At 70.2% G+C, this 21,607-nt stretch carries 17 protein-coding genes and 1 rRNA gene; 16 read left to right on the top strand and 2 right to left on the bottom strand.

What is annotated here, in order from left to right; genetic code table 11:
• Positions 1-21: 21 nt before the first annotated feature.
• The 13 genes from GVL03_RS03420 to GVL03_RS03360 all read left to right on the top strand — a co-directional run bounded on the left by GVL03_RS03420 (position 22) and on the right by GVL03_RS03360 (position 15,305).
• Positions 22-924 (top strand): glutamate ABC transporter substrate-binding protein, encoded by a 903-nt coding sequence (locus GVL03_RS03420; RefSeq protein ID WP_159499517.1) that lies wholly within the window; start codon positions 22-24, stop codon positions 922-924.
• 69 nt (positions 925-993) lie between these two features.
• Entirely contained in the window at positions 994-1,641 is a 648-nt protein-coding gene (locus GVL03_RS03415; protein ID WP_159499515.1) for an amino acid ABC transporter permease, read from the top strand.
• On the top strand, positions 1,638-2,540 hold the full coding sequence (locus GVL03_RS03410; protein ID WP_159499513.1) for an amino acid ABC transporter permease: 903 nt from the start codon (positions 1,638-1,640) through the stop codon (positions 2,538-2,540). Before GVL03_RS03415 ends, GVL03_RS03410 begins: the two co-directional genes overlap by 4 nt.
• A gap of 78 nt (positions 2,541-2,618) precedes the next feature.
• Complete coding sequence (pheS, locus tag GVL03_RS03405; protein WP_159499511.1) at positions 2,619-3,665, top strand: phenylalanine--tRNA ligase subunit alpha; 1,047 nt, start codon at positions 2,619-2,621, stop codon at positions 3,663-3,665.
• Complete coding sequence (pheT, locus tag GVL03_RS03400; RefSeq protein ID WP_159499509.1) at positions 3,665-6,184, top strand: phenylalanine--tRNA ligase subunit beta; 2,520 nt, start codon at positions 3,665-3,667, stop codon at positions 6,182-6,184. The genes pheS and pheT overlap by 1 nt, the downstream gene beginning before the upstream one ends.
• Before the next feature lie 354 nt (positions 6,185-6,538).
• Positions 6,539-7,585 (top strand): N-acetyl-gamma-glutamyl-phosphate reductase, encoded by a 1,047-nt coding sequence (gene argC / locus GVL03_RS03395; protein ID WP_159499507.1) that lies wholly within the window; start codon positions 6,539-6,541, stop codon positions 7,583-7,585.
• Positions 7,582-8,739, top strand: coding sequence for a bifunctional glutamate N-acetyltransferase/amino-acid acetyltransferase ArgJ (argJ, locus tag GVL03_RS03390; protein WP_159499505.1), 1,158 nt, complete (start codon positions 7,582-7,584; stop codon positions 8,737-8,739). The genes argC and argJ overlap by 4 nt, the downstream gene beginning before the upstream one ends.
• Positions 8,736-9,638, top strand: a complete 903-nt coding sequence (gene argB / locus GVL03_RS03385) for an acetylglutamate kinase (RefSeq protein WP_159499503.1) — start codon at positions 8,736-8,738, stop codon at positions 9,636-9,638. Before argJ ends, argB begins: the two co-directional genes overlap by 4 nt.
• Positions 9,638-10,927 (top strand): acetylornithine transaminase, encoded by a 1,290-nt coding sequence (locus tag GVL03_RS03380; protein ID WP_159499501.1) that lies wholly within the window; start codon positions 9,638-9,640, stop codon positions 10,925-10,927. The genes argB and GVL03_RS03380 overlap by 1 nt, the downstream gene beginning before the upstream one ends.
• Complete coding sequence (argF, locus tag GVL03_RS03375; RefSeq protein WP_159499499.1) at positions 10,924-11,847, top strand: ornithine carbamoyltransferase; 924 nt, start codon at positions 10,924-10,926, stop codon at positions 11,845-11,847. Before GVL03_RS03380 ends, argF begins: the two co-directional genes overlap by 4 nt.
• 29 nt (positions 11,848-11,876) lie before the next feature.
• The gene (locus GVL03_RS03370; RefSeq protein WP_159499497.1) at positions 11,877-12,986 is read left to right on the top strand and encodes a heparan-alpha-glucosaminide N-acetyltransferase domain-containing protein; all 1,110 of its coding nucleotides are present in this window, start codon (positions 11,877-11,879) and stop codon (positions 12,984-12,986) included.
• A 47-nt stretch (positions 12,987-13,033) separates the two neighbouring features.
• A complete protein-coding gene (gene argH, locus GVL03_RS03365) occupies positions 13,034-14,464 on the top strand; it encodes an argininosuccinate lyase (protein WP_159499495.1) in 1,431 nt (476 codons plus the stop codon).
• A gap of 196 nt (positions 14,465-14,660) precedes the next feature.
• On the top strand, positions 14,661-15,305 hold the full coding sequence (locus tag GVL03_RS03360) for a SatD family protein (RefSeq protein ID WP_159499493.1): 645 nt from the start codon (positions 14,661-14,663) through the stop codon (positions 15,303-15,305).
• Between the two features lie 59 nt (positions 15,306-15,364).
• On the opposite strand, the gene GVL03_RS03355 is transcribed toward GVL03_RS03360, so the two are convergent.
• A complete protein-coding gene (locus GVL03_RS03355) occupies positions 15,365-15,955 on the bottom strand; it encodes a hypothetical protein (protein ID WP_200847046.1) in 591 nt (196 codons plus the stop codon).
• A 66-nt stretch (positions 15,956-16,021) separates the two neighbouring features.
• On the opposite strand from GVL03_RS03355, the gene tyrS reads away from it, so the two are divergent.
• Positions 16,022-17,326 (top strand): tyrosine--tRNA ligase, encoded by a 1,305-nt coding sequence (gene tyrS / locus GVL03_RS03350; protein WP_235037999.1) that lies wholly within the window; start codon positions 16,022-16,024, stop codon positions 17,324-17,326.
• A 10-nt stretch (positions 17,327-17,336) separates the two neighbouring features.
• Entirely contained in the window at positions 17,337-18,113 is a 777-nt protein-coding gene (locus GVL03_RS03345) for a DUF4184 family protein (RefSeq protein ID WP_159499489.1), read from the top strand.
• A gap of 13 nt (positions 18,114-18,126) precedes the next feature.
• Here GVL03_RS03345 and GVL03_RS03340 read toward each other — a convergent pair whose 3' ends face one another.
• Entirely contained in the window at positions 18,127-19,482 is a 1,356-nt protein-coding gene (locus tag GVL03_RS03340; protein ID WP_159499487.1) for a CoA transferase, read from the bottom strand.
• A 590-nt stretch (positions 19,483-20,072) separates the two neighbouring features.
• On the opposite strand from GVL03_RS03340, the gene GVL03_RS03335 reads away from it, so the two are divergent.
• Positions 20,073-21,595, top strand: a 16S ribosomal RNA gene (locus tag GVL03_RS03335).
• Positions 21,596-21,607 lie beyond the last annotated feature (12 nt).

The raw sequence follows: 21,607 nt of genomic DNA, 5'->3' as shown, positions 1-21,607 counted from the left end.
GAACGAGACCAGGAGGATCACATGCGTAAGACACGGATAGCCGCGGCGTCGGCGGGCATCGCCATCGCCGCGCTCGCGCTCACGGCGTGCAACAGCGGAGCCCCGGGGGGCTCGGACACGGGGAGTGCTGACGGGTCGGCGGACGGGACCTGGTTCGAGGTCGCCGAGGACGTCAGCCTTGCGGACAGCCCCACGTACGACGCGATGGTCGCTCGCGGCGGCGTGATCATCGGTGTCAAGGAGGACCAGCCCGGCCTCGGCTATCTCGATGCCGCCACGAGTGAGCGCACGGGCTTCGACATCGACATCGCCCGCTGGATCGCCGCCTCGCTCGGCTTCGGAGAGGAGGACATCGAGTACGTCGCCATCCCGTCGGCCAACCGTGAGCAGGCGATCGTGAACGGTGACATCGACTACTACGTCGGCACGTACTCGATCACCGACTCCCGCAAGGATCAGATCGACTTCGCCGGACCCTACTTCATCACCGGACAGGGCCTGCTCGTGGCGGCGGACAGCGATATCACGGGCGACGAGGATCTGACCTCCGACGTCCTGGTCTGTTCCGCGACCGGCTCGACGCCGATCCAGAACATCCGCGACAACTACGATGCCGACACCACCGAGTTCGACACGTACTCGCAGTGCGTGGAACAGCTCCGCTCGGGTCAGGTGGATGCGGTCACGACCGATGAGGCGATCCTCATCGGCTACGCGGCCCAGTACCCCGACGAGCTGAAGGTCGTCGGCGAGCCGTTCAGCGTCGAGGAGTACGGCGTCGGCCTGCCCAAGGGCGATGACGCGCTGCGTACGTACATCAACGACCTGTTCGAGGACGGTGGCGACATCTGGCAGGCGATCTTCGACGCGAACCTCGGTGCGTCGGGCACGGTCGTCGAGCAGCCGGCGGTCGATCGATACTGACCCTTTCCGGGGGTGGGTTGCGGGCGCCGGCCCGACACCCACCCCCGCCTACTCTCCGGGGAGGCACGCATGGGCGTGATCACCAACAATCTCGACCTCTGGGCCGAGGCGCTGCTCGGCACGGTCGTGCTGTTCCTCGGCGGCGGTGCGATCGCCCTCGTGCTCGGCTTCATCGTCGGCGCGATGCGCGTGTCCCCGGTGCCCATCGCGCGAGCCGTCGGCACCGTCTACGTCAACACCATCCGCAACACCCCCCTCACGCTCGTCTTCTTCGTGTTCGTCTTCATCGTGCCGGTCCTGTTCGAACGGCGGATGGACTTCACCGTGCTCGGGATCCTCGCACTCGGGATCTACACCGCCACCTACGTCGCGGAGACCATCCGGTCGGGCATCAACACGGTGTCGGTGGGACAGGCCGAGGCGGCCCGCGCGATCGGTCTGTCCTTCGGGCAGGTCATGACCCTCGTCATCCTGCCCCAGGCGTTCCGATCGGTCATCCCGCCGATGATGAGCGTGCTCATCGCCCTGCTGAAGAACACGACCGTCGCCGCCGGCTTCTCCGTTCTCAACCTGGGCTCGATCCGGGCGAACATGAGCGAACGGGGCGAGAACGCGCTTGTCGTGATCCTGTGGGTCATGGTGATCTTCGTCGTGCTGGTACTGCTTCTGGCCTGGGTGCAACGCGCGCTCGAGAACAAATGGAGGATCGCCCGATGAGTTCCGTCCTCTACGACCTGCCCGGACCCCGCGCCATCGCACGCAACCGGGTCCTCGGAGTCGTCACGGTCGTCGTGGTGTTGGCGATCATCGGACTCATCGTGTGGCGTCTGATCGCGACCGGGCAGTTCTCGGCGAGCAAGTGGGACGCCTTCACCTACACGAACGTGTGGATCCAGTTCGGTCTGGCCGCGCTGCGCACGCTCGCCGCGTTCGGCGCGGCAGCCGTCGGCGCCCTCGCGCTGGGGTTCGTGCTCGCCATCGGCCGGCTCTCGAGTCGCGCGTGGATCCGCTGGCCCGTCACGGTCGTCGTAGAGGTGTTCCGTGCGGTCCCGGTGCTCATCTTCATGCTGTTGCTCTACTACGGACTGCCCGTTCTCGGCATCCGGATGTCGCCGTACCTGGCCGTCGTCGTCGCCCTGATCGCGTACAACGGCTCGGTGCTCGCGGAGGTCATCCGTGCCGGGGTGGAATCGCTGCCCCGTGGACAGGGCGAGGCCGGCTACGCGATCGGCCTGCGCAAGTCGGGGGTCATGCGTCTCGTGCTGCTCCCGCAGGCGATCCGCGCGATGATGCCCGTCATCATCGCCCAGTTGGTCGTCACGCTGAAGGACACCGCGCTCGGCTTCATCATCACCTACCCCGAGCTGCTCTACTACGCGCGCTTTCTCGGCAGCCAGGCGAGCCTGGACTCGCCCATCGTCCCCGCCACGATCGTCGCGGGCGCGATCTACATCGCGCTGTGTCTTCTGCTGTCGTTCATCGCGAATCAGGTCGAGAAGCGCATGCGCCGCTCGCCGAAGGTGGCGGCGACCGTCGTGCCGCCCGCGCACGAGACGACCGACACGGAGCTGCTCCTGGCCCAGGAGGACCCCGGATTCGGGCCGCCTCGCCCCTGAGGTACTCGTCGCCCGACACCGCGGCGCTGCGCCACCCCGTCGCTCGTGCCTCCGCCGCGCTCGGTAGACTCGACTCCCGTGTCCGACGCACCCGAGAACGAGATCACGCCCGAGGCGGTGACCGCCGCGGCCGAGGCCGCGCTGCAGGCTGTCGCCGCAGCATCCGACTCCGCCGAGCTCAAGGCCGCGCGCGCCGCGCACGCCGCCGAGGGCTCGCCGCTGGCCCGCCTGAACGCGCGGCTGCGCGAGGTCCCGAACGAGCGCAAGGCCGAGTTCGGCAAGCTCGTCGGTCAGGCCCGCGGACGCGTCACGCAGGCGTTCGTCGCCCGCGAGGCCGAGATCGTGGCGGCGGAGACCGCGGCACGCCTCGAGGCGGAGCGCGTCGACGTCACCGCCCTGCCGCAGCGCACCCGGGTCGGCGCGCGGCATCCGCTCACCCTCCTGCAGGAGGAGATCGGCGACATCTTCGTCGGCATGGGCTGGGAGATCGCGGAAGGACCCGAGCTCGAGCACGAGTGGTTCAACTTCGACGCGCTGAACTTCGACGTCGATCACCCCGCGCGTCAGATGCAGGACACCTTCTTCGTCGACCCGGTCGCGCGGCACCTCGTGATGCGCACGCACACGAGCCCCGTGCAGATGCGTTCCATGCTCGAGCGCGACCTGCCGATCTACGTCGTCTGCCCGGGACGGGTGTATCGCACCGACGAGTTCGACGCCACGCACCTGCCGGTGTTCAGCCAGTTCGAGGGCCTCGTCGTCGACAAGGGCATCACGATGGCGCACCTGAAGGGCACGCTCGATCACATCGCTCGCCAGCTGTTCGGTGCCGAGGCGAAGACGCGCTTCCGTGCGAACTTCTTCCCCTTCACCGAGCCGAGCGCCGAGCTCGACCTCTGGCACCCCACCTTCACCGGCGGAGCGCGATGGATCGAGTGGGGCGGATGCGGGATGGTGAACCCCAACGTGCTGCGCGCGGCAGGGGTCGATCCGGAGGAGTACTCCGGGTTCGCGTTCGGCATGGGCATCGAGCGGACGCTCATGTTCCGCAGCGACGTGCAGGACATGCGCGACATGGCCGAGGGCGATGTCCGCTTCAGCGAGCAGTTCGGGATGGTGGTGTGATGCGCGTTCCGCTGTCGTGGCTGCGTGAGTTCGTCGAGGTCCCCGAGGAGGCGTCCGCGGAGGACGTCCTGGCCGCGCTCGTGCGCGTCGGCTTCGAGGAGGAGGACGTGCACCGCTTCGAGCTGACCGGTCCCGTGGTCGTCGGGCAGGTGCTCTCGTTCGACGAGGAGCCGCAGTCCAACGGCAAGACCATCCGCTGGTGTCGTGTGCAGGTGGCCCCCGAGGGGGAGACCGCGGCGGACGGCGGCGAGGCCGTGCACGGCATCGTGTGCGGCGCGCACAACTTCTTCGCCGGCGACAAGGTCGTGGTGACCCTTCCCGGCTCCGTGTTGCCGGGACCCTTCCCGATCGCCGCGCGCAAGACCTACGGCCACGTCTCGGACGGCATGATCGCCTCGGCGAAGGAGCTGGGCCTCGGCAGCGAGCACGCCGGCATCCTGCGGCTGGTCGAGCTCGGCATCGATGCGCCGGTGGGCACCGACGCGATCGCGCTGCTCGGCCTCGACGACGTCGCAGTGGAGATCAACGTCACGCCCGATCGCGGCTATGCGCTGTCGCTGCGCGGCGTCGCCCGCGAGTACTCGCACGCCACCGGTGCCGCGTTCCGCGACCCCGCCGACCGGGAGATCGACGAGCCGGGCACGGGCTTCCCGCTCTCGGTCGTCGATGAGAGCCCCATCCGAGGGCGCCGGGGTGTGACCGAGTTCGTCGTCCGCACCGTCCGCGGCGTGGACGCGGCGCGCCCCACGCCCCCGTGGATGATCACGAGGCTCACGCTCGCCGGCATCCGTCCGCTCGGTGTGCTCGTCGACATCACCAACTACGTGATGCTCGAGCTCGGCAACCCGATCCACGGCTACGATCTCGACGCGCTCACCGGCGGCATCGTCGTGCGGCGCGCGGCGCCGGGCGAGACGCTCGAGACGCTCGACGGACAGGTGCGCGCCCTCCATCCCGAGGACCTCCTCATCACGGACGAGACGGGTCCGATCGGGCTCGCCGGCGTCATGGGCGGAGCGGCCGCCGAGATGACCGCCGCCACCACCGACGTGCTCGTGGAAGCGGCGATCTTCGACACCGTGTCGATCGCGCGGACCGCGCGCCGGCACAAGCTGCCCTCCGAGGCCTCGCGCCGCTTCGAGCGCGGCGTCGACCCGGCGATCCCGTACGTCGCCGCCCAGCGGGTGGTCGAGCTGATGGTGCAGTACGCGGGCGGCACCGCGGACCCCCTGGGCGGTGAGCTGGGCGCCGAATGGGAGCGCGAGGTCATCCGCCTGCCGCGCGCGTTCGTCCCCGGGCTCATCGGCGTCGACTACACCCCGGAGCAGATCGTCTCGGCGCTCGAGCTGATCGGCGCGACCGTGCACGAGGCGGACGGCGACTGGTTCGTCGACGCGCCGTCGTGGCGCCCCGACCTCACCGACCGGTGGACGCTCGCCGAGGAGGTCGCCCGCATCGAGGGATACGATCGCATCCCCTCGGTGCTGCCGGTCGCGCCGTCGGGACGCGGATGGACCGTTGCGCAGCAGGGACGCCGCCGCGTCTCGAACGCGCTCGCGGCGGCGGGCTTCGTCGAGACGCCGTCCTTCCCGTTCACCACGGCCGAGCAGAACGATCTGCACTCCCGTGCAGACGGCGCGCACGTGCCGAGCGTGAAGCTCGCCAATCCGCTCGACGGGCAGGCGCCGTTCCTGCGTCGTTCGCTGATCCCGGGACTGCTGCAGGTCGCGCACCGCAACGTGTCCCGCGGCTTCACCGATCTCGCGCTGTTCGAGACCGGATCGGTGTTCCTGCCGGAGACGGGCGTCGAGTACGGCACCCCGTTCGTGCCGCCGCTCGCGGTGCGGCCGGATGCGGCGACGCTCGCGCAGCTGGATGCATCCATCCCTCCGCAGCGACGTCACGTCGGTCTGCTGGTCGCGGGATCTGTGGCGCCGAAGCAGCCCGGCCGGGCTGCCGAGGAGGCGGGCCTGGTGGAGGTGGTCGACGCCGTCCGCGTGCTCGCGGCGGCCGCCGGCGTCGAGATCGTCGTGGCTCAGGGGCAGCGGGCGGCGCTGCACCCGGGCCGCACGGGCGTCCTGTCGGTCGCGGACACGCCGGTCGGGTACGTCGGCGAGCTGCTGCCCGCCGTCGCCGAGTCGGCGGACCTGCCCGGACGCGTCACCGTCGCAGAGCTCGACCTCGACCTCGTGCTGGAGCTCGCCGGCTCCCGGATCGTGGCGGAGGCACTGTCGGGCTTCCCCGCGGCGACCCAGGACGTGTCGCTCGTCGTCGGCGCCGAGATACCGGCGGCATCGGTCCGTACCGCGCTCGTCGAGGGCGCGGGGGCGTTGCTCGAGTCGCTGCGGCTCGTCGACGACTACCGCGGTCAGGGCGTTCCCGAGGGGGCGAAGAGCCTGACGTTCGCGCTGCGTTTCCGCGCCGCGGACCGCACCCTCACGGCCGCCGAGGCGTCCGAGGCGAAGCTCGCCGGCGTCGCTGTGGCGTCGGAGCGGTTCGGCGCGAGCCTGCGGGACTGACGCCGGCCTCGTCGATCGGCTGCTCCGGTCCGTCGGCCGCATCCGGCGTGCACAACGGCGGGATCGTGCTCGGCGCGCCGGGACGGACGCCGCGACGCCCGCGCGTGGCCGAGCTCGATCCGCCGTCGTGCCGGACGGCGCGAGGGATCCCGACTTGCGGATGCGGTGGCCCGGCGGATATCGTCGGCGCATGCCTTCGGCCGCTTCCGCCAGCTCGACGCCCCTCGCGGGTCTCGCCGGCGTGCGCCGACGTCTGGGCGACCGCCGAGTCTAGGCGACCCCGCACGGTCCGGCGACGGACGGTGCCGGCGTCGCCGTCTCGGCCGATGACCCTCAGACTCTAAGGTGGAAAGCATGACCTATTCGGTCGCCGTCTCCGGCGCCTCCGGCTATGCGGGGGGCGAGATCCTCCGTCTTCTCGCCGCGCACCCCGACATCGAGATCCGCACCGTCACGGCGCACGCCAACGCGGGGCAGCCCCTCATCGCCCACCAGCCGCACCTGCGCTCGCTCGCGCACCTCACGCTGCAGGAGACGACCCCCGAGGTGCTCGCCGGACACGACATCGTCGTGCTCGCGCTGCCGCACGGGCAGTCCGGGCAGTACACCGAGGCGTTGCGCGACACCCCGCTCGTGATCGACGCGGGCGCCGACCACCGGCTCACCTCGTCCGCCGCGTGGGACGCCTTCTACGGGGGCGAGTTCCACGACCCGTGGACGTACGGGGTGCCGGAGCTGCCGGTCGACGGAGGAAAGCAGCGCACGCGCCTCGTCGGTGCGACACGCATCGCCGCGCCCGGCTGCAACGCCTCGACCGTGAGCCTGAGCCTCGCCCCGGGCGTCGCCGCCGGCGTCGTCGATCCGAGCGACATCGTCACCGTGCTCGCCGTCGGGCCCTCGGGCGCGGGCAAGAGCCTGAAGACGAACCTCCTCGCCGGCGAGATCCTCGGCACGGCGAACCCGTACGCCGTCGGCGGCTCGCACCGGCACATCCCCGAGATCCGGCAAGCCCTCGTGGGCGCCGGGGCCGCCGACGAGGTGCGCATCTCGTTCACCCCGGTGCTCGTGCCGATGGCCCGCGGCATCCTCGCCACCAGCACCGCCCCGATCGCGGAGGGCGCTTCCGACGCCGACATCCGCGCCGCGTGGGAGCACGCGTACGCGGACGAGACGTTCGTGCAGCTGCTTCCCGAGGGACAGTTCCCGCGCACCGCCGACGTGCTCGGCGCCAACACCGCACTCCTCGGCCTCGCGATCGACCGTGCCGCCGGTCGTGTCGTCGTGGTCGCCGCGGTCGACAACCTCGTCAAGGGAACCGCCGGCGCCGCCGTGCAGTCCATGAACATCGCGCTCGGTCTTCCCGAGGACCGCGCCCTCACCGTGAACGGAGTCGCCCCGTGAGCGTGACCGCCCCCGCAGGTTTCGAGGCCGCCGGCGTGGTCGCCGGCCTGAAGTCGACCGGAGAACCAGACCTGGCGGTGATCGTGAACCGCGGCCCGCTGAAGGTGGGCGCCGCGGTCTTCACCTCGAACCGGGCGAAGGCCAACCCGATCATCTGGTCGCAGCAGGCGGTGTCCGACGGCGTGGTCGAGGCGATCGTGCTGAACTCCGGCGGGGCCAACTGCTTCACCGGCTCGTTCGGGTTCCAGACCACGCATCAGACCGCCGAGAAGACGGCGGCGCTCCTCGGAGTGGGCGCCGGCGACGTGCTCGTCTGCTCGACCGGGCTCATCGGCACCGGCGACGAGGTCTTCCGCGCCAAGGTTCTGCAGGGGGTCGAGGACGCTGTCGTCGCGCTGTCGGACGACGGCGGCGACGCCGCGGCCGCGGCGATCATGACGACGGACTCGGTCGCGAAGACGAGCGTCGTCACGGGCGACGGATGGTCGATCGGCGGCATCGCGAAGGGCGCCGGGATGCTGGCGCCGGGCCTTGCCACCATGCTCGTCGTGCTCACCACCGACGCGGTGCTCGACGCGACCGCGGCCGACGCGCAGCTGCGCGCGGCGACGCGGGTGAGCTTCGACCGACTCGACTCGGACGGCTGCATGTCGACGAACGACCAGGTGACGCTGCTCGTCAGCGGCGCCTCGGGCGTCGCCCCGGATGCCGCGGCGTTCGGCGCGGCGATCGTGGCGGTGTGCGACGACCTCGCGAGCCAGCTGCAGCACGACGCCGAGGGCGCGAGCCACGACATCACCATCCGGGTGGTCCACGCGGCGTCCGAGGACGACGCGGTCGAGGTCGGCCGGTCGGTCGCGCGCAACAACCTCTTCAAGGCCGCGGTCTTCGGCGGCGACGCCAACTGGGGGCGCGTGCTCGCCGCGATCGGCACCACCGAGGCCGAGTTCGACCCGTACGACGTCGACGTGTGGATGAACGGGGTGCGCGTGTGCACGGCGGGCGGCCCCGACCGGCCCCGCGAGGACGTGGACCTCACCCCGCGGGCGACCGACCTCGTCATCGACCTCAAGGTCGGCGGCGCCGAGGCGACGATCCGCACCAACGACCTCACCCACGACTACGTCCACGAGAACAGCGCCTACTCCTCATGACAGACATCGATCTCCAGGACACCGACCCCGCCGAGGCGAGCGTCAAGGCGGCGACCCTCATCGAGTCGCTCCCGTGGCTGCGCCGCTTCCGCGACCAGATCGTCGTGGTGAAGTACGGCGGCAACGCCATGGTCTCCGACGAGCTGCAGGACGCCTTCGCGGCCGACATCGCCTACCTGCGCTACGTGGGCGCGAAGCCCGTCGTCGTGCACGGCGGCGGACCGCAGATCTCGAACATGCTCGACCGGCTCGCCATCCCGAGCGAGTTCAAGGGCGGCTACCGGGTCACCTCGACCGAGGCGATCACGGTCGTGCGGATGGTGCTCACGGGCCAGATCAACCCGCAGCTCGTCGCCAAGATCAACGCGCACGGCCCCGTCGCGACCGGGCTCTCCGGCGAGGACGCGGGGCTGTTCGGCGGACGGCGCCGCGGTGTCGTGATCGAGGGCGTCGAGCACGATCTCGGCCGCGTCGGAGACGTGGTCGCGGTCGACCCGCAGCCGATCATCGACCAGCTGGAGGCGGGCCGCATCCCGGTCGTCTCCTCGATCGCCCCCGACCTCGATCACCCCGGCCACTCGCTGAACGTGAACGCGGATGCGGCGGCCGCCGCCCTCGCGGTCGCGCTCGGCGCGATCAAGCTCGTGGTGCTGACCGACGTGGCCGGGCTCTACGCTGATTGGCCGAACCGCGACTCGCTCGTCTCGCATCTGACCTCCGAGGAGCTGCGCGAGCTCATGCCGCGCCTGGAATCGGGCATGATCCCGAAGATGCAGGCGTGTCTCGACGCGGTCTCGGGCGGCGTCGGGACGGCGGCGATCATCGACGGACGGGTGCCGCATTCGGTGCTCGTCGAACTCTTCACCCGGAAGGGCATCGGAACAGAGGTGGTGCTGTGATGACGAACGGAACCGAGACGATCACGTGGCGGGAAGACGCCGGGCGCGATCTCGTGCGCAGCTTCGGCGACCGGATGGCGCTGTTCGTCCGCGGCGAGGGCGCCTACCTCTGGGACGACCAGGGCACGCGCTACCTCGACTTCCTGGCGGGGATCGCCGTCGACTCGCTCGGCCACGCGCATCCCGCGTTCGTGGAGGCGGTGTCCACCCAGGCGGCGCTGCTCGCGCACGTGTCGAACTACTTCGCGACCCCGCCGCAGCTCGCCCTCGCGGCGCGGCTGAAGCGGCTCGCCGGGACCGGCGAGTCCGGGCGGGTGTACTTCGGCAACTCCGGCGCCGAGGCGAACGAGGCCGCCTTCAAGCTCGCGCGACTGCACGGCGGCGTCGACCGCCCCCGCATCCTCGCGCTGAAGGAGGCCTTCCACGGCCGCACGATGGGCACGCTCGCCCTCACCGGCAAGCCGTTGATGCAGGAGCCCTTCCAGCCGATGGTGCCGGGAGTCGAGTTCATCGACTCGACGGTCGACGCCCTCGAGGCGGCGCTCGACGAGAGGGTCGCGGCGCTGTTCGTCGAGCCCATCAAGGGCGAGGCGGGCGTGCTGCCGCTGCCCGAGGGCTACCTCGCCGCGGCGCGCGAGCTCACCGCACGCCACGGCGCGCTGCTCATCGTCGACGAGATCCAGACGGGCGCCGGCCGCACAGGGGAGTGGTTCGCGTTCCAGCACGCCGGCATCACCCCCGACGCGATCACGGTCGCGAAGGGCATCGGCGGCGGATTCCCGATCGGCGCCCTCATCACCTTCGGCGCCGCGAGCGATCTGTTCTACCCCGGCACGCACGGATCCACGTTCGGCGGCAACGCGCTGGCGACCGCCGTCGCGGGCGCGGTGCTCGACGAGATCGAGCGGGCGGGTCTGGTCGAGAACGCCGCCGTCCGCGGGACCCAGTTGCGGACAGCGGTGGAGGGACTCGACTCGGACCTGGTCGCCGGCACGCGCGGCGAGGGACTGCTGATCGGTGTCGCCCTGACGCATCCGGTGACCAAGGCCGTCACCGCCGCGGCCCAGCAGCACGGCCTCATCGTCAACGCCGCCAACGACTCCACCATCCGCCTCGCCCCGCCGTTGACCATCGGCGACGTCGAGATCGACGAGTTCGCCCGGCTGTTCGGTGCCGCGCTCGCGACGGTCGCCGACGCGCTGCTGCTCGATGAGCCGCCTGCGACCGCTTCCGCCCCCGCGGACGACGCCGCAGGCGATGCGCCGCGCGAAAGGAAGGAGCCGAAGTGACCCGCCATCTGCTGCGTGACGACGATCTGACCCGGGCCGAGCAGGCGGAGATCATCGAGCTCGCGCTGGAGCTGAAGAAGGACCGGTGGGCGCAGAAGCCGCTCGCCGGGCCCCAGACGGTCGCCGTCATCTTCGACAAGTCATCGACGCGCACCCGCGTCTCGTTCGCCGTCGGCGTCGCGGACCTCGGCGGGTCGCCGCTGATCATCTCGACCGCCAGCAGCCAGCTGGGCGGCAAGGAGACGCCGTCCGACACGGCGCGCGTGCTCGAGCGCCAGGTGGCGGCGATCGTCTGGCGCACCTACGCGCAGGCGGGGCTCGAGGAGATGGCGCGCGGCACCAGGGTGCCGGTCGTCAACGCCCTGAGCGACGACTTCCACCCCTGCCAGCTGCTCGCCGACCTGCTCACGATCCGAGAGCACAAGGGCGAGCTCGAGGGCCTCACCCTCGCGTTCTTCGGCGACGGCCGCTCGAACATGGCGCACTCCTACGTGCTCGCCGGCGTCACCGCGGGCATGCACGTGCGCGTCGCCTCGCCCGAGTCCTACGCGCCCCGCGAGGACGTCATCGCGGACGCCGACGTGCGGGCGGCGGAGACCGGCGGATCGGTCACGCTCTACACGGACGCGGTCGAGGCGGCCGCGGGCGCCGACATCGTCGTGACCGACACCTGGGTGTCGATGGGCAAGGAGGAGGAGAAGCTCGCGCGCCTGCGCGATCTCGGCGCCTACAAGGTGACGAGCGAGACGATGGCGCTCGCGAAGTCGGATGCGATCTTCATCCACTGCCTTCCGGCGGACCGCGGCTACGAGGTCGACGCCGAGGTCATCGACGGCCCGCAGAGCGTCGTCTGGGACGAGGCGGAGAACCGGTTGCACGCGCAGAAGGCGCTGCTGGTCTGGCTGCTGCGCCAGCAGTGACCGGACTCAGGCCCCCGATGGTCGATCGGATGCGGGCGAACGTCGCACGGCTGGACGGCGGCGGGCGGATCCCCGGCGTCGACCTCGCGCGCGGGCTTGCGGTGATCGGGATGCTGGCGGCGCACCTGGTCACCACGGAGTCCTTCTCGCTCGCGCGGTCAGAGACCTGGACGGACGTCGTCAACGGCCGGTCCTCGATCCTGTTCGCGGTGCTCGCCGGCGTGTCGATCGCCCTGACGACGGGGGCGACGCGACCGATCGACGGAGCACCGCTGTCCCGAGCGCGCGGGCGGCTCGCGGTCCGCGCGGGCGGGCTCTGGGTGCTCGGCATCCTCCTCATCCTCACCGGCGTGCCGGTCTACGTGATCCTCCCCGCATACGCGATCCTGTTCCTGATCGCGATCCCGCTCCTGCGGCTGCGGGCGGCGACTCTCTTCGTCATCGCCGCGGCCCTGCTGGTCGTGATGCCGTTCGTGCAGGCGGCGCTGGGCCTTCTGCCCTTCTGGCACACCGAGGCGGGGGAGTCGATCGGGCTCGTCATCGGCTGGCCGTACCCGTTCCCGCTCTGGGCGGGCTTCGTGGTGCTCGGACTCGCGATCGGGCGCATCGACCTGCGCGATCCGGGTGTGGCGGCACTGCTGCTGGTGACCGGCGGCGGCATCGCCCTCGTCGCCTACGGGATCGGCGGGCTCCTCGCCCCGCCCGGTCCCGTCTTCGAGCCGGTCGACGTCGCGGGCATCGTGGCGAGTGTGCTGCCGCACTCCGGCGGGCTCCCCGAGGTCGTCGGCGGCGCCGGGTTCGCCGCAGCGGTGCTGGGCGCCGCCGTCCTGCTCTGCCGGGTCCGGCCCGTGCTCCTGGTGCTCCTGCCGCTCCGGGCGACCGGCAGCATGCCGCTCACGGCGTACACGGCGCAGGTCGCGATCTGGGCGGTGTGGGCCTTCGCTGCCCTCGGCACCACGGGCGATCTCCTCGCATTCCGCGAGCTGCATCCCTTCTGGCCGATCACCCTCGCCGTGGTGGTCGGCTGCACGCTGTGGACGGTCGTCGTCGGCCGCGGACCGCTCGAGGCGGGTCTGGGCGCGCTCTCGCGCCGTGTCGTGCGGGGCTCGCCGCCCGATGCCCGGTCGCCGAGGGCCTGAGGGGTCGCGGTGCGGCGGCCGATTCGCCGCTCGGTAGGCTGGAGCGCGTGAATCAGGCGAAGAACGACGCAACCAACCGTGGATCGCTCTGGGGCGGGCGGTTCGCGTCCGGACCCTCTGCCGAGCTCGCGGCGCTCAGTCGTTCCACGCACTTCGACTGGGTGCTCGCGCCCTACGACCTCGCCGGATCCCACGCCCACGCGACCGCGCTCGAGCGCGCCGGATACCTCAGCGCGGACGAGACCGCCCGCATGCACGCGGGTCTCGACGCGCTGGCCGACGCGGTCGCCGACGGGACGCTGCTGCCCGATCCGGGGGACGAGGACGTGCACGGCGCGCTCGAGCAGGCCTTGATCGCCGAGGTCGGCGCGGAGCTCGGCGGAAAGCTCCGGGCCGGCCGCAGCCGCAACGACCAGATCGCGACGCTCGTGCGCCTGTACCTCCTCGATCACGCGCGCACGATCGCCCGCGAGGTGGTCCGCCTCATCGACGCGATCGTCGCGCAGGCCGACGTGCACGCGGACGCCGCGATGCCCGGTCGCACCCATCTGCAGCACGCGCAGCCCGTGCTGCTGGCCCATCACCTGCAGGCGCACGCATGGCCGCTGGTGCGCGATCTCGAGCGCCTGCGCGACTGGTCCGCCCGCGCGCGCGTGTCGCCGTACGGCGGAGGTGCGCTGGCCGGGTCCACGCTCGGTCTCGACCCCCAGCTGGTCGCGGACGAGCTGGGGCTCGAGCGCCCGGCCGAGAACTCGATCGACGGCACCGCCGCGCGCGACGTCGTCGCCGAGTTCGCCTTCGTCGCCGCGATGATCGGCGTGGACCTCTCGCGGTTCGCCGAGGAGATCATCCTCTGGAACACGCGCGAGTTCGGGTTCGTGACCCTCGACGACGGCTACTCGACCGGATCGAGCATCATGCCGCAGAAGAAGAACCCCGACATCGCGGAGCTCGCTCGGGGCAAGTCCGGGCGGCTGATCGGCAATCTGTCGGGCCTGCTGGCGACCCTCAAGGGACTTCCGCTCGCGTACAACCGCGATCTGCAGGAGGACAAGGAGCCCGTCTTCGACTCCGTGGCCAGCCTCGAGCTGGTGCTGCCCGCGTTCGCCGGCATGGTGGCGACACTGCGTTTCCACACGGAGCGGATGGCGCACCTCGCGCCACAGGGCTTCTCGCTCGCGACCGACGTCGCCGAGTGGCTGGTCAAACGCGGCCTTCCGTTCCGGGAGGCGCACGAGGTGTCCGGCGCGCTGGTCCAGGCGTGCGAGGAGCAGGGGATCGAACTGCACGAGGCATCGGATGCGACGCTGGCCCGGGTCTCCGCCGCGCTGACGCCCGACGTCCGCGAGGTGCTCACGGTGCCGGGGTCGCTGTCGAGCCGCGAGGGCTACGGCGGCACCGCGCCCGTCCGGGTCGCCGAGCAGCGCGCGGAGCTCGTCGCGCGGACGCAGGCGCTCGCCGCGTCCCTTTCCCTCTGACGCTCGTCGCCTTCGACTCGACGCTCTCCCCGGTTCACCTGTCGTATCCTGTCGGTCTTGGCGACCGGACGCGACAGGTGAACGACACTCTCGCCACCTCACGGACCGTCCCCGAAGGGGCGCTGGACCGTCGACTCCGCTCGAAGTGATCAGTTGGGGACTGATATTCCCATGAGATAAGCCATATACTCATCTCATGGGAGTCGCTGTGATCGCCGACATCGTGGGCTCGCGCGGCCTGCCCGATCGGGAGGCCGCGCAGCGTGCGATCGAGCACGCCGTGGCGCGGGTGCAGGGCGATCTCGCGGACGCCACCCGCCCGCTGACCCCCACCGTCGGTGACGAGCTGCAGGGGATCTACCCCGATCTCGGTTCGGCCATGTGCGGCATCCTGCTGCTGCGTCTCGCGCTCCCGGACGAGGTGGACTGCCGGTTCGGTGTGGGTGTGGGTGACATCGGCACGATCGCCTCCGACACGGTCGGCGCGATCGCCGAGGGCCCGGGCTGGTGGGCTGCGCGAGAGGCGATCGACACGACCCACCGGATGCAGCGCCGCACCGTGCCGGGAGCGCGGACGTGGGTGTCCGCATCCGCCGACACCGGAGAGCAGACGAGGGAGGCGGTGCGGATCGCCAACGCCGGGCTGCTCGCGCGCGATCAGCTGGTCAGCGCGATGAGCGCGCGCGCGCGTCGCCTCGCCTACGGGCGCTGCCTCGGCACGACGCAGCGCGCACTCGCCGTCGCCGAGGGCATCACCCAGTCGGCCGTGTCGCAGCTGCTGGGCACCTCCGGAGCCTCGGCGATCGTCGAGGGATTCCGTGCGCTGCGCTCCGGAAGCTGACGATCACCAGATCACCAGATCACCAGATCACCAGATCACCAGATCACCAGATCACCAGATCACCAGATCGCGAGGCGCACCAGCGCCCCGACGATCCCCGCCCAGAGCAGGCTCGCCAGGGTGCCCACGATGAAGCGCTCGCGCGCCGCCGGGGTCGCGAGCTCGGAGAAGCGGCCGATGCCCTTGATCGCGACGACGACGGCGATCGCCTCGGGGTACCCGGCGACGAGGGAGGCGACCACGGCCAGTCGCTCGAGGTAGCCGATGGTGGTGCCGCCGCGCAGCACCTCCTGCACCTGATCGGAGTCGCCGCGGCGCGAGTCGTAGACGAGGATCCCGCCGCGCGATCCCTCGCGCACCTCTCCGTGGGTCGCCATGTCGAGGATGCGCCGGGTCACCGGGTTGCCGCCGAGCACCGCGAGAGCGGTGCCCAGCAGGGCGAGCATCATCCCGACCAGCACCGGCACGTTCTGCGGCGCCACCGCGACGACCGTGAGACACGCCACCACGAGTGCGGCCGCGACGAGCAACGGCGCGTTCGCGGGTCGACGCTGCGACACCGTGACCAGCACGAGGGCGGCGCACAGCGCGACGAAGAGGAAGATCGACAGCACGGCGACGATCAGGGCATCCGGGACCACGACCTGCATGGCGCCAGTCTTACACGGGGTTCCGACGGGGCGTGGGGCGGGTCGCGGGTTGCTACGCTGATGCGCGTGTCTACGCCCCTCGTGAGCGCGACCGCCCCCGCCATCGATCCGACGTTCGACAACGTCTGGGACGAACTGGTCTGGCGCGGACTCGTGCATGTGTCCACCGATCAGGATGCGCTGCGCGCGCTGCTCGCGGGAGACCCGATCACGTACTACTGCGGCTTCGACCCGACCGCGCCGAGCCTGCACCTCGGCCACCTCGTGCAGCTGCTGCTGCTGCGCCGACTGCAGCTGGCCGGGCACCGGCCGCTGGGGCTGGTCGGCGGATCGACCGGGCTGATCGGCGATCCCCGGCCGACCGCCGAGCGCACCCTCAACACCCGCGAGACGGTGGCCGAGTGGGTCGATCGGCTCCGGGGGCAGGTCGAGCGCTACCTGAGCTTCGAGGGCGACAACGCCGCCCGCATGGTCAACAACCTCGACTGGACGGCTCCGCTGTCGGCGATCGACTTCCTCCGCGAGATCGGCAAGCACTACCGCGTCGGGACCATGCTGAAGAAGGATGCGGTGAGTGCCCGGCTGAACTCCGAGGCGGGCATCAGCTACACCGAGTTCAGCTACCAGATCCTGCAGGGACTGGACTACCTCGAGCTGTACCGTCAGTACGGATGCGTGCTGCAGACGGGCGGCAGCGACCAGTGGGGCAACCTCACGAGCGGCACCGACCTCATCCACCGGGTCGAGGGAGCGGCGGTGCACGCGATCGGCACGCCGCTGATCACGAACAGCGACGGCACGAAGTTCGGCAAGAGCGAGGGCAACGCGATCTGGATCGACGCCGAGCTGACCAGCCCGTACGCGTTCTACCAGTTCTGGCTCAACACCCTCGACGGCGACGTGATCGCGAGGCTGAAGGTGTTCACGTTCCTGACCCGCGCCGAGATCGGCGAGTACGAGCGTCTCGTCGAGACGGAGCCGTTCCGTCGTGCCGCTCAGAAGCGGCTCGCACTCGAGGTGAGCACGACCGTGCACGGCGCCGAGGCGACCGCGGCGGTCATCGCCGCGTCCGAGGCGCTGTTCGGGCAGGGCGATCTGACGGCGCTGGATGCGGCGACGCTGCGCTCCGCGGTCGAGGAGCTGCCGCACGCGGAGGCCGAGCCCGGCACGACCGTCGCGCAGGCGCTGGTCGCGACCGGTCTCGTCTCGAGTCTGGGGGAGGCCCGGCGGGCGGTCTCGCAGGGCGGGGTCTCGCTCGACGGGGAGCGCGTGGCCGACGAGACGGCGCCGGTCCGCGGCGCGCTGCCGGGGGGCGTGTCGATCCTGCGCCGCGGCAAGAAGACGCTCGCCGGGGTCATCGTCCGCGACTGAGCGCGCTCGCATGCCGTTCACCCCGAGCCACGCGATCGTCGCGCTGCCGTTCCTGCGCACGCGGCTCGTGGCCGCGGCGATCGCCGTGGGGGCGATGACGCCGGACCTGCCGCTGTTCGTGCGCGGCACGCCGCTCTCGTACGTCGGCACGCACGATCTTCGCTGGCTGCCGGCGACGATCGTGCTGGCGCTCGGCCTGTTGCTGGTGTGGCGCTGCGTGCTCCGCCCGGCGGTGCGCGAGCTCTCGCCGCGTGCCCTCGCGGCGCGGCTGCCGGTGTCGTGGGACGCGAGAGCGGCAGCGGGCTGGCGGGAGACGCTCCTCGGCGGATGGCGTTCAGCCGCGCTGCTGGTCGCATCCCTCGCGATCGGTGTGGCGAGCCATGTGCTCTGGGACGCCTTCGCCCACGAGGGCCGGCTCGGGACGGAGCTCGTCCCGCTCCTGGACGAGCGATGGGGGCCACTGGTCGGGTACAAGTGGGTGCAGCACGGCTCGAGCGCCATCGGTCTCGCGGTGCTGGCGATCTGGGCGCTGCTATGGGTCCGCGGCCGGGGCGCCGTGCCGGTACGGCGGGTCCTGCCCGACACCGTTCGACTCGCCTGGTGGCTGTCGCTCCCGCTCGCTCTGGCGCTCGCCTGGATCGTGGGACTGGCGGCCTACGGACCGCTGACAGACGGGTTCACGGTCGCCCATCTCGCGTACCGCGCGCTGCCGCCCGCGTGCGCCGCGTGGGGTGTGCTCACCCTGATGCTCTCCGTCGCGACGCAGGTGGCGCGAGCGCGGCGTTGAGCGTCTTGTCGGGTCACGGCGCCCATTCGGCCGCGTCGCCGCCCCACGGCCGCGGCGACGCGAAGAGACTCGGCGCTCCCGCGTAGGCGATCGCGGGGCGGACGGTGACGAGGGCGGATCCGGCGACCTCGAACGACTGGAGATGCGGGGCGGGGTCGAAGCCGCCGGCCGGCACGGGCGAGGGTGTCCGGGGCGTGCCGAGCAGCTCTGCCGCGACGCGGCGCAGCGACGTCTCCGCGAGCCAGGAGCCGCCCTCGGCCGCCCGGCGGGCGAGGAGCGTCATGACCGCGGTCGCGAGAAGATACCCGGCCGTGTGGTCGAGCGCCTGTGCGGGGAGCGCGCCCGGCGTCTCGCCGTCGGACGACTCGACCCGGGCGAGGCCGGAGCGCGCCTGGACCAGGCTGTCGAAGCCCCGTCGATCGGCGTCGCCCCATGCCGACAGCTGTGCCACGACGATGCCGGGCCGCCGCTCGGCGATCCGACCGGCAGACAGACCGAGCCGGTCGAGGGCGGCCGGCCGGTAGCCGAGGAGCATGACGTCGGCGCCCGCGAGCAGCCGCTCGAACCGTGCGCGGGGCTCTCCGCGGGTGAGATCGAGCAGCGCGGAGCGCTTGCCGTGCCCGAGGACGAGGTGCTGCAGGGGGAGCTCGGGCAGCGACGGCGGGTCGATCCGCAGCACCTCAGCACCGAGCAGCGCGAGCGTCTGCGTCGCCAGCGGACCTGCGATCACGCGGGTGAGATCGAGGATGCGGGTGCCGCGCAGCGGTGCGTCGGCGGTCGCGTCCGCACGTGGAGCCGGCGCCGCGGCGCCGAGCCGGGTCACGCGGACGAGGGGCGACGCGCGAAGCCGCGTGTCCTCCGAGCGATCCTCTGCGGCGACCGGAACGCAGAGCCCGCCGGCGGCGGTGACGTCGCGCGCGATCGCATCGGCGGGTCGAAGGAGCAGCGCGTCGGCCACCTCGTCCCTGCCGGCGCCGACCGGGACGCCGAGCGTCCGGCGGAGGGCCGCGGCGTGGTGGGGGTAGTTCCCGTGCGTGCGGACCCAGCCGTCGGCGCACCGGAAGAAGCCGGACAGCGGGGCGAACGCATCAGGGCGGCTGCCCTCCCACAGAGCATGCCGCTCGCCCGTGTACGCCGACGCGACACGATCCGGGTCGGGAGTCGCCGCCGATCGGCCGGCGAGCGACGCGGCGGCGAGGGATGCCGCGGACACGGCGCCCCACGAGAGCGTCGCGACATCGGTGCGCGAGGGGAGGGGGACCGGGCGCCGCGCCGGCTCCACGCGGGGCAGGGTCGCCGGATCGACCCCGAGGTCGCGCCAGAGCCGGGCCAGCAGAGGACCCGCCGCGCGAACGGGGTCGTCGCCCATGGCACGAGCGTAGGAGCAGACCCCGAGGAACGCCAGCGCAGGCGCACCACCAGCGGACGCCCGCATCCTGCGGGAAGCGGTGCGACATGCCCGGGATGCACACGTGATTTGCCCGAACCGCGGAAGGCACGTAGATTCTTACTCGTTCGCCCCACAGGGAAGAGCGAAGGCCGGAAGGCCGGGCCCCCTCAAGCGGAGAACGCCCCCACTTCTACGACACTCCTTGAGAGTGAGCCGCTTCGGCGGGTAGGATGGGGACCCGGCTCCTCGGAGTCAGATCGTGTCCCACTGCTCCTGTCACGGGAGCGACGCGCCGATTTGATATAGCGAACGAGTCGGGTATGATAGTGAAGTTGCCCTGTGGGTTCGGTTGTGATGACTGGCTTGTGGGTGCGTCCGATCTTTGAGAACTCAACAGCGTGCACTTGTCAAATGCCAAATTACCTCGCGGTCAGTTTTTCTGATCGGTGAGATTCCTTTGGATCAAAGTCCGATCTTCGGGTCGGCAACGGATAGTCAGTTTGATATTCATTTGGTCAGTTCGAACTCGCTGCTTTCGGTCTTTTTCCGATCGTTTGTGGCTTTTTTCTTTTACGGAGAGTTTGATCCTGGCTCAGGATGAACGCTGGCGGCGTGCTTAACACATGCAAGTCGAACGGTGAAGCCCAGCTTGCTGGGTGGATCAGTGGCGAACGGGTGAGTAACACGTGAGCAATCTGCCCTTGACTCTGGGATAACAGTTGGAAACAGCTGCTAATACTGGATATGAGCTACGGAGGCATCTTCGGTAGCTGGAAAGATTTTTTGGTCAGGGATGAGCTCGCGGCCTATCAGCTTGTTGGTGAGGTAATGGCTCACCAAGGCGTCGACGGGTAGCCGGCCTGAGAGGGTGACCGGCCACACTGGGACTGAGACACGGCCCAGACTCCTACGGGAGGCAGCAGTGGGGAATATTGCACAATGGGCGGAAGCCTGATGCAGCAACGCCGCGTGGGGGATGACGGCCTTCGGGTTGTAAACCTCTTTTAGCAAGGAAGAAGCGAAAGTGACGGTACTTGCAGAAAAAGCGCCGGCTAACTACGTGCCAGCAGCCGCGGTAATACGTAGGGCGCAAGCGTTATCCGGAATTATTGGGCGTAAAGAGCTCGTAGGCGGTTTGTCGCGTCTGCTGTGAAATCCCGAGGCTCAACCTCGGGCCTGCAGTGGGTACGGGCAGACTAGAGTGCGGTAGGGGAGATTGGAATTCCTGGTGTAGCGGTGGAATGCGCAGATATCAGGAGGAACACCGATGGCGAAGGCAGATCTCTGGGCCGTAACTGACGCTGAGGAGCGAAAGGGTGGGGAGCAAACAGGCTTAGATACCCTGGTAGTCCACCCCGTAAACGTTGGGAACTAGTTGTGGGGTCCATTCCACGGATTCCGTGACGCAGCTAACGCATTAAGTTCCCCGCCTGGGGAGTACGGCCGCAAGGCTAAAACTCAAAGGAATTGACGGGGACCCGCACAAGCGGCGGAGCATGCGGATTAATTCGATGCAACGCGAAGAACCTTACCAAGGCTTGACATATTCGAGAACGCTGCAGAAATGTAGAACTCTTTGGACACTCGTTTACAGGTGGTGCATGGTTGTCGTCAGCTCGTGTCGTGAGATGTTGGGTTAAGTCCCGCAACGAGCGCAACCCTCGTTCTATGTTGCCAGCACGTTATGGTGGGAACTCATGGGATACTGCCGGGGTCAACTCGGAGGAAGGTGGGGATGACGTCAAATCATCATGCCCCTTATGTCTTGGGCTTCACGCATGCTACAATGGCCGGTACAAAGGGCTGCAATACCGTGAGGTGGAGCGAATCCCAAAAAGCCGGTCCCAGTTCGGATTGAGGTCTGCAACTCGACCTCATGAAGTCGGAGTCGCTAGTAATCGCAGATCAGCAACGCTGCGGTGAATACGTTCCCGGGTCTTGTACACACCGCCCGTCAAGTCATGAAAGTCGGTAACACCTGAAGCCGGTGGCCTAACCCTTGTGGAGGGAGCCGTCGAAGGTGGGATTGGTAATTAGGACTAAGTCGTAACAAGGTAGCCGTACCGGAAGGTGCGGCTGGATCACCTCCTTTCTAAGGAGCTTC

Origin of the sequence: Microbacterium sp. 18062, assembly GCF_902706225.1 — a bacterium.
In the GTDB taxonomy this organism is placed as follows: Bacteria; Actinomycetota; Actinomycetes; order Actinomycetales; family Microbacteriaceae; genus Microbacterium.
The sequence above is the reverse complement of the archived record's forward strand: the minus strand, read 5'-3'. Positions and strand labels throughout refer to the sequence as shown.